Here is a 16,267-nt window from a genome sequence, read left to right on the forward strand (position 1 = left end):
CTACCGTGAAGGGGCGTGCGGCGCGATCAGGTCGCACCTAGATCGGCCCGACACAATCGAACATGCATGCCCACCAGCGGGTATGTCGACCACGATCGATGAGGAGACGTTCTTCCGATGAGCAGCCCCACCCCGACTTCGGCACGCCCTCACGTCGTCATCATCGGCTCCGGCTTCGGTGGTCTCTTCGCCGCCCAACGGCTCGGCAAGGCCGATGTGGACGTCACGCTCATCGGCAAAACCACCCACCACCTGTTCCAGCCGATGCTCTACCAGGTGGCCACCGGTATCGTCGCCGAGGGTGAGATCGCCCCGGCCACCCGCGTGGTACTGCGCAAACAGCGCAACGTCACGGTACTGATGGGCGATGTGTTCCAGATCGACCTGACCGCCAGGACGGTGACCTCCCGGCTACTCGAGCGCGTCACGGTAACGCCCTACGACAAGCTCATCATCGCCGCGGGCGCCGACCAGTCCTACTTCGGTAACGACCACTTCGCCGAGTACGCGCCGGGGATGAAGACCATCGACCACGCCCTCGAGTTGCGCGGGCGTATCCTCGGCGCCTTCGAACAGGCCGAGCTGTCCGACGACCCGGCCGAGCGCGCCAAGCTGTTGACCTTCGTTGTCGTCGGCGCCGGCCCCACCGGGGTCGAGTTGGCCGGTCAGATCGCGGAGATGAGCGACAAGACCCTCAAGGGGACCTTCCGCAACATCGATCCCACCGAGGCCCGGGTGATCTTGCTCGACGCGGCTCCCGCGGTATTGCCGCCGTTCGGCGAGAAGCTCGGCCGCAAGGCCGCCGCACGCCTGGAGAAGATGGGCGTGGAGATCCAACTCGGCGCGATGGTCGTCGACCTCGACTACGACGGCCTCGTCGTCAAGGAGAAGGACGGCAGCACCCGACGAATCGAGTCGCAGTGCAAGGTGTGGTCGGCGGGTGTGCAGGCCAGCCCGCTCGGCAAGCAACTCGCCGAGCAGTCGGGTGTCGAACTCGACCGGGCGGGGCGCGTGAAGGTGCTGTCCGATCTGACCATCCCCGGTCACCCGGAAGTCTTCGTCGTCGGTGACATGATGGCCGTCGACGGCGTACCGGGCGTGGCACAGGGCGCAATCCAAGGCGGGCGCTATGCCGCCGATGCGATCAAGGCCGAGCAGAAGGGCCAGACGCCGGATCAGCGCAAGCCGTTCAGCTACTACGACAAGGGCTCGATGGCGACCATCTCGCGTTTCAGCGCGGTGATGCAGGTACCGATCCCGGGTACCACGAAGAAGTTCGAGACCGAGGGATACTTCGCCTGGCTCGGCTGGCTCGCGCTGCACCTGGTATACCTCGTCGGCTTCCGCAACCGATTGAACACGCTCCTCAACTGGTTCTTCGCGTTCAGCACGCGCGGGCGCTCGCAGCTCGCGGTGACCGAACAGCAGGTGTATGCGCGCACGGCCATCGGCGCGTTGTCGGCACTGGAGAACAAGTCGGTACCCGAGGTGGAGGCCGAGGCGGCCGGTGCCGACGATAGCGCGGCGGCGACCGAATCCGCGAAGGAGCCCACCGGCGACGCCGAGTCCACCACGACCGACGCCGACAAGGCCTCCGCCGCCGAGGCTGGTTAGGGGCTGAGCTTTAGGTCTGAGCGCAAGCTGCCACGTCGAGAGCCTCGCAATAAGCTCGCGCCCGAGTGACCCCTCGACCCAGTGCGGTGGTCAGCGATGCGTCACCGACGAGGGCGAGCCGCGCGGCGAAATGGTCGGTGTCGACATGGGCGGGGCTCGCGTCGGGATACCGGAACACGCTGGCGAGTGCGTTGAAACCCGCTGCAGCACAAAAAGATCTGGCGCCCAGCTCCAGTCCGTGACGAAGGATGGGACGCCGCTCAACGTCGACGTGGAGTCGTCCGCGCCACCGTCCGGCATTATCGTCGGGGTGGTCGACGGCAGACCGGCCGATCTGGATGTACTCGTGCAGATCGATCGTCGCGTCGGCGTCGGCGTGCACCTCGATCACCGAATCGTGGTGCGCTCCCCCGGCCACCACGGTCGGCTGCGGGTCGAGGCGCAGGCGGGCGCCCGCGCCGACCTCGATACGCCAGCGCGACGTCGAATCCACCCGATCCGCGGCGGGCAGGGCGATCATCGCGGCCACCGATCGGAGGTCGAGTGAGGTCGCCTCCGCGAGGTGCACGAGGACCTCGATGTGGTCGCCGCCCAGCGGTGTCGCCGCGGTCCCGATCAGGTGTGCACGCGTCGTCCCGGTCCGGCGAACGGCCAGCCCGCCGGTGGCACGCACACGCGGCGAGCGACCGGCCTCGACGACGATCTCGACCTCGGTGCGCATCTACCGCCCGGCCACCCCGCCACCCACCGGGGCGTTGGCCGTGAGATGACCACGCACCCAGGCCAGCACATCAGTAGCGGCCGGATCGTCGGTGAGTGAGATCATCGCGGTCGGGCGACCCTCCCGTACCTTGGCGGCGTCGCGACGCATGACCTCCAGATCGGCACCCACCTGCGGCGCGAGATCGGTCTTGTTGATGACGAGCAGGTCCGACCAGATCACCCCGGGGCCGCCCTTGCGGGGAACCTTGTCGCCGCCGGCGACATCGATGACGAAGATCTGCACGTCGATCAGTCCGGTGGAAAAGGTGGCGGTGAGGTTGTCACCACCGGACTCGACGAGGATCAGATCCAGCGGAGGATTGGCCGCGATCAGGTCGTCGATCGCATCAAGGTTGGCGGTGATGTCGTCGCGGATCGCGGTGTGCGGGCAGCCACCGGTCTGCACAGCGGTGATCCGTTCGTCGGGAAGGACGGCATTGCGGCGCAGGAAGTCGGCGTCCTCGGTGGTGTAGATGTCGTTGGTCAACACGGCGACCGACAGTTCATCGCGCAGTTGACGGCACAGGGCCGCGACGAGCGCGGTCTTGCCAGAGCCGACCGGCCCGCCGATGCCGACGCGCAACGGTTCTCCGGGCTCGCGATGGCGGCGGGGCCGGTCGTGGCCGTGATCGTGGGGTTCGCCGTCGATCAGGTGCGGGGGCATGCATTCCTCTCGGGGGGGATCGGATCGTGGTCGGGCGCTGGTGGTCGATGGGGCTCGTGGGCCGTGGGGGTCAACTCATGAACAGGGGCATGGGCCGGGTCTCGTGACGCTCGGCGAGCACGTCGAGGATCGGGTCGGATAGATCCGCGAGTCCGAGTGCGGCCTGCGCCGCCACAGCTTCGCACGCGGCACCGAGGTCGGCGATCATCACCGCAACATCGGCCGGGTCGAGGGCCAGGAGCCGCTGCCCAGCCGTCGCCGTGCCGCTGACGGTCGTGTAGACGCACACCAGCGCGGTCTCCATGCCCGACAGGCCCGACGCCGCGCCGACCGAGCCGCTGATGACCGGCAGATGGGTGCTAGGCAGGTGCGCCGAGAAATCAGTGGCCGGGAACATGCGGCGGGCCAGCCGGACCATGCCACGCCCCTGTGCGAGAGACGCTTTGCGCGCGGCGGCCGACGGGGTGCGGGCATCGGTTTCGATCTGGGCGGCCGGTATGTCGAGGGTGCCCTCGGCCACCGCGGCGGCGATCGATGCCGCGACGAGCCCGCTGGTGGTGAGTCGTCGGTGCAGGAAGGCGGCGAGGTCGGCGACCCCGCGCACAAATCCGTCGGTGATCGCCTGTTCGACACCACCGGAGTGGACGTGGCCGCCCACCGGCAGGCGCGAATCGGCCAGGGTCAGCATCATCGCCAACGACGACGTGGCGGGTGCAGCGAGATCGGTCACGGCGGCTCAGAACAGGAAGTACCGTTGAGCCATCGGAAGTTCGGGTACCGGCTCGGCATCCCACACCGCCCCGTCGATGCGCACCGTGAAAGTGTCGGGGTCGACCTCGATGGTGGGCGTGGCGGCGTTGCGAGGCATGTCGGCCTTACCAATGCCGCGGGTGTTCTTCACCGGTACCAGCCGGCGACGGATGCCGATGCGATCGGCCAGATCCTCGTCGCAGCCCGGCGCGACAAAGCTCAGCGAGGTGTCGGCGGCGGTCGGCGCCGCAGCACCGAACATGGGTCGGGGCAGGACCGGCTGCGGAGTCGGGATGGAGGCGTTGGCATCTCCCATCTGCGCCCAGGCGATCGCACCGCCTTTGATCACCAGGTCCGGCTTCACACCGAAGAATGCCGGATCCCACAGCACGAGGTCGGCGAGCTTACCGATCTCGACCGAACCGATCTCGTCGTCGAAACCGTGGGCGACCGCCGGACAGATCGTGTATTTGGCGATATAGCGCTGCGCGCGGTTGTTGTCGGCGCGGCTGTCGCCCTCGAGCGCCCCACGTTTGCGCTTCATCACATGCGCGGTCTGCCACGTCCGCAACACCACCTCGCCGATACGACCCATCGCCTGCGCGTCCGATCCGATCATGGAGATCGCGCCCAGGTCGTGCAGCAGGTCTTCGGCAGCGATGGTCGACGGTCGGATGCGGCTCTCGGCGAACGCGAGATCCTCGGGCACGGTCGGATTGAGGTGATGGCAGACCATCAGCATGTCGAGGTGTTCGTCGAGAGTGTTGACGGTGTGCGGTCGGGTCGGATTAGTCGAACTCGGCAGCACGTTGGCCGCCGCGGCGACGGTGATGATGTCGGGTGCGTGCCCGCCGCCTGCGCCCTCGGTGTGATAGGCGTGGATGCTGCGTCCGGCGATGGCGCCAAGGGTCGATTCGACGAAGCCTGCCTCGTTGAGAGTGTCCGAGTGCAGCGCCACCTGAACCCCCGTCTCGTCGGCCACGCGCAGGCAGGCGTCGATCGCGGCCGGGGTGCTGCCCCAGTCCTCGTGGAGCTTGAATCCCGATGCGCCGGCCCGGATCTGCTCGCGCATGGCCTCGGCGCTGACGGTGTTGCCCTTGCCCAGTAGTGCGATGTTCATGGGCCAGTGATCGGTGGCGGCGAGCATCGACGCCAGATGCCACGCGCCGGGCGTGACGGTGGTGGCCTTGGAGCCCTCCGCGGGTCCGGTGCCGCCGCCGATCAGTGTGGTGATGCCGTTTCCGAGCGCCTCCTCCATGATCTGCGGGCAGATGAAGTGCACGTGGCAGTCGATAGCCCCGGCTGTCAGGATCTTGCCGTTGCCTGCGATGATTTCCGTCGACGCCCCGATCACCAGGTCGGGATGCACCCCGTCCATCGTGTCAGGATTGCCGGCCTTGCCCATGGCGACGATGCGGCCGTCGCGGATTCCGATGTCTGCCTTGATGATTCCCCAATGGTCGAGCACGACCACGCCGGTGATGACGGTGTCGGGCGCGCCCTCGGCGCGGGTGGCGCGACTCTGCCCCATCGATTCCCGGATGACCTTGCCGCCACCGAACACCGCTTCGTCGCCGGCCAGACCCGGACCGCCGCAACGGTCCTCAGTGACCTCGATGAGCAGTTCGGTGTCGGCCAGACGGATCAGATCGCCGGTGGTGGGGCCGAACAGTTGCGCGTAACGGTCACGTCCGAGGATCGCCATCTCAGCCCACCTTTCCGGGCGCATCCAGCGAGATCCCGTGCACCTCACGGGTCCCGCCGAGCGGTACCAGTCTCACCGTCATCTCGATTCCCGGTTCGAAGCGCACCGCGGTGCCGGCGGGGATGTCCAGGCGTCGTCCCCGCGCCTGATCGCGATCGACGTCGAGCGCCGGATTGGCCTGCGGGAAGTGAACGTGACTGCCGACCTGCACCGGGCGATCACCGGTATTGGTAACGGTCAGGGTGATCGCCGGGGCTCCCTCATTGAGTTCGATGTCGCCGTCGGCGGTGATCACTTCACCGGGCACGATCGTCGATTTCTGCTGCGCCACTGGATAACTCCCCTACCTCAGCCGATCGGATGATGAACGGTGACCAACTTGGTACCGTCCGGGAAAGTCGCCTCGACCTGCACGTCGTGCAGCATCTCCGGAATCCCGTCCATTACGTCGTCGCGGGTGAGTACCTCGCGGCCGCTCGCCATGAGTTCGGCGACAGTCCGCCCATCTCGCGCACCTTCGAGGACGTGATCGGTGATGACGGCGACCGCCTCCGGATAATTGAGCCTGAGTCCGCGGCCCTGCCTGCGGCGGGCCAGCTCGGCGGCGTAGGAGATGAGCAGACGCTCCTGCTCATGCGGCGACAGTCGCACCGATTCCGTCCTTCCCCGTGTCGGTACCTGCTGGAATTCGACGCCCTCGGGTCCGAATTCATCTCCGGGGCACCTGCGGTGCACTCCGGCTCCGTCATCCTGCCACTTCTCGCATCGCTCGGCGCGGTGAGCGCATCGAGGAGTCAGTCGGATGTCAGGGCACCGCCGCCCGCCAACAATTCGTCGAGCCGCGACAGGGTGCACAACGGCGCCGTCCGGGTCACCTCGTCGACGGTGAACGCCGCGGCGGCCAGGCCGCGGCGGATCACCAGTGCCAGCGACATCGCGGTCGCCGGCTCGTCGACCACATCGCCGGAGCGCCGCTCGAAATAGGCCTGCAATCGGCTCGCGGCGGCCGGCATCGCCGACCGATAGAAGCCGACGACCGCCAGCCAGCGGGTGACGAGATGCCCCGGGTGCATGTCCCAGCCCTGATAGAAGCCGCGCTCCAACGACCGCGTGACCAGCCGGTGATGGCGACGCAGTGCCGCGTCGATCTGTTCGGGCTCCCCGGTGGGCATCACCTGGGTGGATCCGTCGCTGATCCACACCCCGGTCTGCGCGGCGGCCACCTGCATGACGGCCTTGGCATGGTCGGCGACGGGATGCTCGAGCGACTGCTGCGCCGAGACGATCCCACACGCAGCGCTGTAGTCGTAGGTGCCGTAGTGCAGTCCCCAGATGCGCCGGCCACCACGGTGTATGGCCTGCGCCAGGGTGGCGCGGCCGTCCGGGCCGAGCACGGCCTGCGGGATCTCGATCTGCAACTCCACCCGCACCGATGCCTCGGTGAGTCCATGCGCGCGCTCGAACTCCTCGCAGAGGACCGTGATCGCGTCAACCTGCCGGACGTCACGCAGCTTGGGCACAGTGACGACGAAGCCCGAGGGCACTCCCCCCGCCCCATCGAGAACGAGTTCGAGGGTGCGAATGCCGCGGGCCCGCTCGTACGCACCGAGCCCCTTGGCCCGCACACCCGCCGCCCGAGGAGCGTGCGGACGATCGGCCACCCATCTGGTCAGTATCTGACCGGCACGACGGGCGTCGGCATCCTCGCGCTCGTCACCACGCCAGCCGTAGCCGTCCTCGAGGTCGATGCGCAGGTCTTCGATCGGGTTGACGGCCAAACGGGTTCGCACGATCTCGCGCACCTCATCGCCGGCGAGATCGGCCACCGTCGGCGCGCTCGACTCGAGCGCGAGCGCGGCGGTTCCCCACCGGCGGGGGGTGTCGACGTCGACATCGGCGGCACTGACGTACACGGTGTGCACGGGTTGGGGTTCCGCACGATCCCCGGGAAACCACCGACCGAGATCGTCGTCCACCGGTGCCAGTAATTCCTCGATCCGCGCGCGGGCATGGTCGCTGATGCTGCGCGCTGCGGACGTGGGCTCGGTCATCGTGGCAACGTACCTTCGCCGACCTCGATGTTCTGCAGCCGCACCTGGCTGCGACTGACCATCCGGTCCTGGTTGTCGAAGATCTCCACCGCCCACAGCTGCTGTCGCCGCCCGCGGTGAATGGGACTGGTACGTGCGGTGATCGTGCCCGTACTGATCGAGCGGAGGAAGTCGGTGTTGTTGTTCACGCCGACCGCGGTGCCCCCGATGCCGGTCTCTTGCAACCAGTAGAAGCCGCTCATGCTGGCCGCGCTCTCGGCCACGGCGCAGTACACGCCGCCGTGCACAATCCCGAAGGGCTGATGATGTTTGGGGCCGAGTTCGACAGTGGCGATCAGCCCGTCGATCGTCACCGAGTCGATGACCGTGCCCAACTCGCTGTCGAACCCGCGCCACCCGGTCGACTTCACGTACTCCTCGTTGCTCGTCATAACGACAAGAGTGTCATGTCCGAGGGAATCGGGGTAAGGCGAAAGCCTTCCTGAGGAACCGGTAGGTCCCACATCTCGTTGGAGATGTGGGACCTACCGCGGCGTGGACCGGGGGTCTCTGCAGCCCTCAGGACTCTCGCGCGGTCCAACGATTAATTAATGTAGGCTAGCCTTATTCGGCTGTCAAGCGCGGTGGGGTGCCACTGGGTGAAGATCCAGCTCACACGCCATAACCACACACACCGCAGCCGACACAATCGCACGCAAACGAGTCGGATACGGCATCGAGGAGAATCAGCAGTAAAATGCGGAAGATGAACGGATTGGGAGACCTTGAGCGGGCAGTCATGGATACGCTGTGGGCCACTCCCACCCCACAGACGGTCCGACAGGTCCACGAGTCGCTCTCGGCGAACAGGTCACTGGCCTACACGACGGTGATGACGGTTCTACAGCGCCTGGCCAAGAAAAATCTGGTGACCCAGATCCGTGAGGACCGAGCCCACAAGTACGTGCCGACACATCCGCGTGAAGATCTAGTCGCGTCGCTGATGGTCGACGCCCTGAGTGAAGCCGACGCCCCAGGCTCCCGCCACGCGGCGCTGGTCTCGTTCGTCGGTCGGGTCGGCGCCGACGAGGCCGCCGCCCTGCGCCACGCACTCGATGAGCTCGAAGCCGCCCGTGCGCCGCGTGGAACCGGCTAGATTCACCTGAAACAGCCCGCACAGCCCAACCGCGAGGACCGCCAACGATGACCGCTCTTCTTTTCGGCATCCTGACGTTGCTGTTGGTCGGTCCCGTTCCCGAGGCCCTGTCCCGCGCCGCGTGGCCGATTCGCGCGCCACGCGCGGCCATGACACTGTGGCAGGCGATCGCGCTGGCGGCAGTGCTCTCGGCGTTCAGTTGCGGACTCGCGATCGCAGCGAATCTCCTCGCCCCCGGTGCCGACGGCACCCCGACCACCCACCCGCTGCACGAGATCGAACGCCTCGGCATTCCGCTGTGGTCGATCTACATCTCGGTCTTCGCCCTCACCCTGCTGATCGGCGCGCGGTTGTTGTTCACCGTGGTCCGCGTCGGGGTGCGCACCCGAGCCCGCCGGGCCAATCACCGCCAACTGATCGACATCCTCGACGCCTGCGATCGCTCCGACCACACCCATCCGCTGTTCGCACGTGACATCCGCATGCTCGACGTCAGTGAACCCCTCGCGTATTGCCTGCCCGGCCTGCGTCAACGTGTCGTGCTCTCCGAAGGCGTGGTGTCCCGACTGACCCGCGACGAGCTGATCGCGGTGATCACCCACGAACGCGCCCACCTACGCGCACGGCACGATCTGGTCCTTGAGGCATTCATCGCACTCCATGAGGCATTCCCACGGTTCGTCCGCAGCAGTTCGGCTCTCGACGCGGTGAAGCTGCTTGTCGAGGCCCTCGCCGACGACCAGGCCGTCCGTGCCACCGCTCCCACCACACTCGGTCGTGCCCTTGTCGCTTGCGCCGACGCGGTCGCCCCGCGTGGAGCGATGGCCGTCGGCGGTCCCACCACCCTCACCCGGGTCAACCGTCTCTGTCACGACCGGCCCACCCCCCTGCTCGCGCTGGCCGCCTACGCCACCGCTGTGGCGATTCTCGTGGTACCCACCCTCGCGGTCGCAATTCCCTGGCTGACCGAGATCAGCCGGCTGCTCACGGCCCATCACTAATCCACGACATCGGTATCGGCGGGCAGGGTCACCCGACAACGCGCGACGGACCCGATTACCCATAGGCTGGGGACATGACCAACTCCGCCTCGTCCTCTCCTGCCACCAAGGCCCAGATCGGTGTCACCGGCCTGGCCGTGATGGGCTCGAACATCGCCCGCAACTTCGCCCGCCACGGGTACACCGTCGCCCTGCACAACCGCAGCATCGCCAAGACCGACGCGCTGATCCGTGACCACGGCAGCGAGGGTGCCTTCATCCGCACCGAGAGCGTCGCCGAGTTCATCGACGCACTCGAGAAGCCTCGACGAGTGCTGATCATGGTCAAAGCCGGCGACGCCACCGACGCGGTCATCAACGAACTCGCCGACGCGATGGAGACCGGCGACATCATCATCGACGGCGGCAACTCGCTCTATACCGACACCATCCGCCGCGAGAAGGCGATGGCCGAACGCGGACTACATTTCGTCGGCGCCGGGATCTCCGGCGGCGAGGAGGGCGCGCTCAACGGACCGTCGATCATGCCCGGAGGCCCGGTCGAGTCCTACAAGTCGCTCGGCCCGCTGCTGGAGTCGATCTCCGCCCACGTCGACGGCGAGCCCTGCTGTACCCACATCGGCCCCGACGGCAGCGGACACTTCGTCAAGATGGTGCACAACGGCATCGAGTACGCCGACATGCAACTCATCGGCGAGGCCTACGACCTGATGCGGCGAGTCCTGGACATGCCCGTCGCCGACATCGCCAAGGTCTTTGACGGCTGGAACTCCGGCGACCTCGAGAGCTACCTCGTCGAGATCACCGCGCAGGTACTCGCCCAGGTCGACACCGCCACCGGCACGCCACTCGTTGACGTCATCGTCGACGCCGCCGGGCAGAAGGGCACCGGTCGATGGACGGTCAAATCGGCGCTGGATCTCGGAATCCCGACCACCGGCATCGCCGAAGCCGTGTTCGCTCGCGCCTTGTCGAGCGCCACCGATCAGCGCGCCGCCGCACAAGGACTCGCCGGCGGCACCCCCGGCGCCGCCCCCACCGACACCGCGGCCTTCACCGACGACATCCGCGCCGCGCTCTACGCCTCCAAGGTGGTGGCCTACGCTCAGGGCTTCGACCAGATCGCGGCCGGCAGCAAGGAATACGGCTGGAACGTCGATCCGGGCGCACTGGCGACCATCTGGCGCGGCGGATGCATCATCCGCGCGCAGTTCCTCAACCGCATCCGCGAGGCCTACGCCGAGAACCCGGACCTGCCGAGCCTGCTACTCGCTCCGTACTTCCGCGAAGCCGTCGAATCCGGTGTCGACGCCTGGCGCCGCGTGGTGGCCACCGCAGCTACCGTCGGGGTCCCGGTCCCGGCGTTCGCCTCGTCACTGTCCTACTACGACGCGCTGCGCAGCGAACGCCTACCCGCCGCGCTGACCCAGGGCTTGCGCGACTACTTCGGCGCGCATACCTACCAGCGCACCGACAAGCCCGGCACCTTCCACACCCTGTGGAGCGGCGACCGCAGCGAAGTCGAGCAGTAGCCCGACCGACCCGTCACACCCCAGCACAGAAAGGGACGTCGAGCGCAGCGATGCAATTCCTGTCCGGACACCACCTCACCCATGACCTGACCTACGACGACGTGTTCGTCGTGCCGAACCGCTCGGCTGTGACCTCGCGGTTCGACGTGGACCTGGGCACCCACGACGGGTCGGGAACGACCATTCCGGTGGTGGCGGCCAACATGACCGCGGTCTCAGGCAAGCGGATGGCCGAGACGCTGGCGCGTCGCGGTGGGCTCGCGGTGTTGCCTCAGGATTTGCCGCTGGCGGCGGCCGCACGGTCGATCGCCTTGGTGAAAGCGCGCGACCTCGTGGCCGACACCCCGGTCACGTTGACCCGCGGGGATTCGGTGTCCGACGCGTTATCGCTGCTGCACAAGCGAGCGCACGGGGCTGCGGTGGTCGTCGAGGACGACGTTCCGGTGGGGCTGGTGACCGAGGCAGCGTGTACCGACGTCGATCGCTTCACCCGGGTCTCCGACGTCGCGGCGCCGGTGATCGTCACCCTGCCGGTACACACGCCGCCCCGAGAGGTGTTCGACGCGCTCACCGATCTTCGGCAGGAACTCGCGGTGCTGACTCATTCCGACGGCACGCTGGCCGGTGTGCTCACCCGCGTCGGGGCGCTGCGTCACGGTGTGTATCACCCCAACGTCGATTCCGACGGCCGGTTGCGGATCGCCGCCGCGGTCGGGATCAACGGCGATGTGGCAGCGAAGGCGTCCGATCTGGTCGAGGCGGGCGCCGACCTTTTGGTCATCGACACCGCCCACGGCCATCAGGAACGCATGATCGCCGCGGTGTCGGCGGTCGCGGCGGTCGGCCTCGGGGTACCGATCGTCGCCGGCAACGTGGTGTCCGCGCAGGGCACCATCGATCTGATCACCGCGGGCGCCGACATCGTCAAGGTCGGTGTGGGGCCGGGTGCGATGTGCACGACGCGGATGATGACCGGCGTCGGGCGTCCGCAGTTCTCCGCGGTCGCCGACTGCGCGGCCGCCGCCCGAGAGTACGGCGGGCACGTCTGGGCCGACGGCGGGGTGCGACATCCGCGCGACGTCGCACTCGCGGTCGCCGCCGGGGCGTCCAATGTGATGATCGGCTCGTGGTTCGCCGGAACCTACGAATCGCCGGGCGATCTCCACCAGGATGCACGTGGCGCGTACAAGGTCAGTTTCGGCATGGCCTCCAAGCGCGCGGTGGTGGCCCGCTCCGCCGACGACAACGCCTACGACCGGGCCCGCAAGAGCCTCTTTGAAGAGGGCATCTCCTCGTCGCGCATTCCCGTCGACCCCGACCGGCCCAGCGTCGAGGACCTCCTCGACCACATCTGTTCCGGGGTGCGCAGTGCCGCCACCTACACCGGCGCAAGGACCCTCACCGAGCTGCACGACCGGGTGATCCTCGGCGTCCAGTCGGCGGCCGGATTCGCCGAGGGACGCCCGCTGCCAGGCGGGTGGTGAGCGCCCAGTGCAGATCGTCCTCTACATCGCCGGCCTGTTCGGCTTCATCGCGCTCACCCTGGGAACGGCCCTGTTCGTCGCCGCGGAATTCTCGCTCACCGCACTCGAGCGCTCAGCGATCGACTCCGACGTCACCCACCGAGGTGATCGCCGCGCACGGAGGGTGCAACGGGCCCACCGTACTCTGTCGTTCCAGCTTTCCGGCGCCCAACTCGGCATCACCATCACCACACTGGTTACCGGATACATCGCCGAACCCGTTCTGGCGCAACTGATCGCACCCGGACTCCACGCGCTGGGACTCAGCTCCGGCGCGGCCGGGGGCATTTCCCTGGCACTGTCGTTACTCGTCGCGACGTCGTTGTCGATGGTGCTCGGCGAGCTGGTGCCCAAGAATCTCGCGATCGCCCACCCGTTGTCGGTCGCCCGCGCGACGGCCGGACCGATGACCATCTTCTCGGCGATGTTCCGCAACGTCATCAACGGTCTCAACGGCTCGGCCAACTGGGTGGTCCGCCGCCTCGGTATGGAGCCGGCAGAAGAGCTCCGCTCCGGGCGTTCGCCGCAAGAGTTGGCGTCGCTGGTGCGCAACTCGGCGCGGCAAGGCTCCATCGACGAGGACACCGCGACACTGGTGAACCGCTCACTGCGCTTCGGCGAACTCACCGCCGAGGATCTGATGACCCCGCGCGTCACGGTGGAATGCCTCGACCGTGATGCCAGCGTGCGTGACCTCGTCATCGCCTGCTCGGCCACCGGGCATTCCCGCTTTCCCGTCGTCGACGACGGCGACCTCGACGATCTGATCGGCGTCGTGCACATCAAACAGGCCTTCACCGTCGCCCCCGACGAGCAGTCGACGACAACGGTCGCCGCCCTGGCCCGTCCCGTTGGCCGGGTGCCGGTAACGCTGGACGGCGATGCGCTCATGGAGCGCATCCGCGCCGACGGCATGGAGATGTGCGTGGTCATCGACGAGTACGGCGGGACCGCGGGCATCGTGACCACCGAGGACCTCATCGAGGAGATCCTCGGCGACGTCACCGACGAGCACGACGACGAACACCCTGACGTCCAGCCCGACGGGGAGGGTTATCTCTGCGCGGGTCTGCTGCGGGTCGACGAGCTCTACGAAGCCACCGGATATCGGGCACCGGACGGCTCCTACGACACCCTCGGCGGCCTGGTGATGTTCGTTCTCGGACGCATACCGCAGGCCGGCGACTCGGTCGAGCTGCCGCTGCGCACTTCGGCGATCGATCCCGACCCCGATGATGACGACGAGTCCGACGACGCCGACGGTGAGCCCAACGACCAACGATGGCGCGCGACGGTGACCGAGATGGACGGCAGGCGGGTCGACGTCGTGTCGCTGCAGCCGGTCTCCGACGATCTGACCCCGGACTCGCTGTCGGTACGTTTCCAGTGGAACTCCGACACGGCTGGTGACCGATGAACGATATCGGCGCCGTGGTGCTGGCGGTGGTGTTGCTGGCCGGCAACGCCTTCTTCGTCGGCGCGGAATTCTCGCTCATCTCCGCGCGACGCGACCGACTCGAGGCACTCGCCGAAGACGGCAAGGCCCGGGCTCGCACGGTGATCCGGGCCGGAGAGCACCTGTCCTTGATGCTGGCCGGAGCGCAACTGGGCATCACCGTCTGCTCAATCCTGCTCGGACGTGTCGCCGAACCCGCCGTGGCGCATCTCATCGAGGGGCCCCTGGATCTGGTACACACCCCCGAGCAGGTGGTGCATCCACTCGCCTTCGCGATCGCCCTCGCCCTGGTGGTGGTGTTGCACATCCTGCTCGGCGAGATGGTGCCCAAGAACATCGCGCTGGCCGGACCGGAAACCGCGGCGATGCTGCTGGTACCCGTGCATCTGGCGTTCATCAAGATCGCGCGGCCGTTCATCGGCATCTACAACTGGCTGGCGAACATCACGTTGCGTGCGATGCGGGTGGAACCCAAGGACGAGCTGGATTCGTCGGTGTCACCGGTCGAACTCGCCCGGTTGCTCGGCGAGTCCCGTGAAGAGGGACTCATCGACGCCGAGGAGCACGACCGACTCGACCGTGCGCTGCGGTCGATGAGCCGCACCGTGGCCGAGGTGATGATACCGCTGGACCGGATGCGCAGCGTTGACGTCGAGCGCGACCCGCAGACCGGCGGCAGCGGCCCCACCCTCGGCGCGGTGGAGCATGCGGTAGGCGCCACCGGGTTCTCCCGATTCCCGGTCCGTGGCCGGGACGGCACCTACACCGGCTATCTGCATCTGAAGGACATCCTCGACGATATTCTCGACGAACGAATCGGCCCGGACACCGTCATCGGTGTCGACAAGGTCCGCCCGCTGCCGGTCATCGCCGCCGCCACGCCCCTCGACGAAGCCACCGGAGTCCTGCGTCGGACCAGCTCGCATTTGGGTGCGGTCGTCGACGACACCGGCCGAACGGTCGGGATCGTCGCCCTGGCAGACCTCGTCGAGGCGTTCGTCGGGACAGTCCGCGACGAGACCAATCGGATTTGACGTGATCGGCGAGATCCTCGCTCCAGCACAATGGCGCGCTCAGCGCGACGCCCATGCGCACCGGGTTGAGGAGCTGATCGGTCCGTACCTGCGCGAGCGTCGGCGCGGTGGCCGCCATCCGGTGCTCGACTTCCTGTTCACCTACTACTCGTCACGTCCGTCCCATGTGCGACGGTGGCATCCCGGGTACGGGGTCGTCCTGCGCATCGACGACACCGCCCGCGATCAGGCCTGGGCTCGGGAGACCGCCACGTTGCGGGGCTATCACCACACGGCCACCGGCATCACCGTCGATCCGGCCTACCTGTGCCGCCGCCTCGATACCGTGCGCTGGGCACGGCACCTGCTCACCGTGACCGCCGCCCGGCCCGCACGCCTCGGGTGCTTCGGACTGCACGAGTGGGCAATGGTGTACCGCACCACCGACACCCGGCACTCGGCGCCCCTGCGACTCGGCGCCGCGGGCACCGACGCGGTGGTCGAGGCCATGCCGTTGCGCTGCACCCACTTCGACGCGTTCCGGTTCTTCACCGACCCCGCCCGCCCCCGCAACGAACGCCCCTTGGGCCCCGACGACCGGCTCGCCACCGACCAACCTGGCTGTCTGCACGTGTCGATGGACCTCTATCGCACCTGCTTCACTCTGTCCCCGCTGCTCGATTCGGCGCTGACACTCGACGCCTTCGAGCTCGCCCGCGACGCCCGGGAGATCGACATGCGCGCGAGCCCCTACGATCTGCGGTCGCTGGGTTACGAGCCGATCGCGGTGGAGACCGCGGCCGGGCGCGCGCTCTACGTCCGCGAGCAAACCGCGCTCACCCGCCGCGCCGCTGCGGTCCGGACGCGGATCGTCGCAGCCATCGACGCGCTGCCCGGCGTCGACGAACCGCCGTGCGCACAGCCGACCGCGCCCGCCACCGATGTTTCCCGGCGAGTAACATAGGTGGCCGCACACCGCAGAACCACGACTTTCGCCCCCCTTCCGAGCGCGCCGGCGCCGTGAGTGGTGTGACTGCAGTGGGGACCACACGAAGGAAGGC

General features: G+C 67.7%; 16 protein-coding genes. 8 read left to right on the forward strand and 8 right to left on the reverse strand.

Features of this window, described 5'->3' with window-relative positions; translation table 11 throughout:
- Positions 1–117 precede the first annotated feature (117 nt).
- The gene (locus EF294_RS17045; protein ID WP_123932172.1) at positions 118–1,614 is read left to right on the forward strand and encodes an NAD(P)/FAD-dependent oxidoreductase; all 1,497 of its coding nucleotides are present in this window, start codon (positions 118–120) and stop codon (positions 1,612–1,614) included.
- A gap of 10 nt (positions 1,615–1,624) precedes the next feature.
- Here EF294_RS17045 and EF294_RS17050 read toward each other — a convergent pair whose 3' ends face one another.
- From EF294_RS17050 to EF294_RS17085, 8 genes are all read right to left on the reverse strand, one after another.
- The gene (locus EF294_RS17050) at positions 1,625–2,335 is read right to left on the reverse strand and encodes an urease accessory protein UreD (RefSeq protein WP_123932173.1); all 711 of its coding nucleotides are present in this window, start codon (positions 2,333–2,335) and stop codon (positions 1,625–1,627) included.
- Positions 2,336–3,040: an urease accessory protein UreG gene (gene ureG / locus EF294_RS17055; RefSeq protein ID WP_123932174.1), complete on the reverse strand. Its 705-nt coding sequence runs from the start codon at positions 3,038–3,040 to the stop codon at positions 2,336–2,338.
- Positions 3,041–3,110: 70 nt separating this feature from the next.
- The gene (locus EF294_RS17060) at positions 3,111–3,731 is read right to left on the reverse strand and encodes an urease accessory protein UreF (protein ID WP_185091138.1); all 621 of its coding nucleotides are present in this window, start codon (positions 3,729–3,731) and stop codon (positions 3,111–3,113) included.
- Between the two features lie 45 nt (positions 3,732–3,776).
- Positions 3,777–5,495 (reverse strand): urease subunit alpha, encoded by a 1,719-nt coding sequence (locus tag EF294_RS17065; protein WP_123932176.1) that lies wholly within the window; start codon positions 5,493–5,495, stop codon positions 3,777–3,779.
- A 1-nt stretch (position 5,496) separates the two neighbouring features.
- Entirely contained in the window at positions 5,497–5,826 is a 330-nt protein-coding gene (locus EF294_RS17070; RefSeq protein WP_123932177.1) for an urease subunit beta, read from the reverse strand.
- A gap of 17 nt (positions 5,827–5,843) precedes the next feature.
- Complete coding sequence (locus EF294_RS17075; protein ID WP_123932178.1) at positions 5,844–6,146, reverse strand: urease subunit gamma; 303 nt, start codon at positions 6,144–6,146, stop codon at positions 5,844–5,846.
- Positions 6,147–6,289: 143 nt separating this feature from the next.
- Positions 6,290–7,546, reverse strand: coding sequence for a DUF6986 family protein (locus EF294_RS17080; protein WP_123932179.1), 1,257 nt, complete (start codon positions 7,544–7,546; stop codon positions 6,290–6,292).
- On the reverse strand, positions 7,543–7,977 hold the full coding sequence (locus EF294_RS17085) for a PaaI family thioesterase (RefSeq protein WP_123932180.1): 435 nt from the start codon (positions 7,975–7,977) through the stop codon (positions 7,543–7,545). The genes EF294_RS17080 and EF294_RS17085 overlap by 4 nt, the downstream gene beginning before the upstream one ends.
- Positions 7,978–8,282: 305 nt before the next feature.
- Here EF294_RS17085 and EF294_RS17090 point away from each other — a divergent pair, with 305 nt between their 5' ends.
- From EF294_RS17090 to EF294_RS17120, 7 genes are all read left to right on the forward strand, one after another.
- A complete protein-coding gene (locus tag EF294_RS17090) occupies positions 8,283–8,681 on the forward strand; it encodes a BlaI/MecI/CopY family transcriptional regulator (protein WP_123932181.1) in 399 nt (132 codons plus the stop codon).
- A 47-nt stretch (positions 8,682–8,728) separates the two neighbouring features.
- Positions 8,729–9,682, forward strand: a complete 954-nt coding sequence (locus EF294_RS17095; protein ID WP_123932182.1) for a M56 family metallopeptidase — start codon at positions 8,729–8,731, stop codon at positions 9,680–9,682.
- 74 nt (positions 9,683–9,756) lie between these two features.
- Positions 9,757–11,214 carry an NADP-dependent phosphogluconate dehydrogenase gene (gene gndA, locus EF294_RS17100; RefSeq protein ID WP_123932183.1) on the forward strand — a complete coding sequence of 486 codons (1,458 nt, stop codon included), beginning with the start codon at positions 9,757–9,759 and terminating at the stop codon, positions 11,212–11,214.
- 50 nt (positions 11,215–11,264) lie between these two features.
- The gene (gene guaB1 / locus EF294_RS17105; RefSeq protein ID WP_123932184.1) at positions 11,265–12,698 is read left to right on the forward strand and encodes a GMP reductase; all 1,434 of its coding nucleotides are present in this window, start codon (positions 11,265–11,267) and stop codon (positions 12,696–12,698) included.
- Positions 12,699–12,705: 7 nt separating this feature from the next.
- A complete protein-coding gene (locus EF294_RS17110; protein ID WP_123932185.1) occupies positions 12,706–14,154 on the forward strand; it encodes a hemolysin family protein in 1,449 nt (482 codons plus the stop codon).
- Positions 14,151–15,227 (forward strand): hemolysin family protein, encoded by a 1,077-nt coding sequence (locus EF294_RS17115; protein WP_123932186.1) that lies wholly within the window; start codon positions 14,151–14,153, stop codon positions 15,225–15,227. Before EF294_RS17110 ends, EF294_RS17115 begins: the two co-directional genes overlap by 4 nt.
- Position 15,228: 1 nt before the next feature.
- A complete protein-coding gene (locus EF294_RS17120) occupies positions 15,229–16,170 on the forward strand; it encodes a 3-methyladenine DNA glycosylase (RefSeq protein WP_123932187.1) in 942 nt (313 codons plus the stop codon).
- The last annotated feature ends 97 nt before the right edge of the window (positions 16,171–16,267 follow it).

The organism is Gordonia oryzae (genome assembly GCF_003797185.1).
GTDB classification, from domain to species: Bacteria; Actinomycetota; Actinomycetes; order Mycobacteriales; family Mycobacteriaceae; genus Gordonia; species Gordonia oryzae.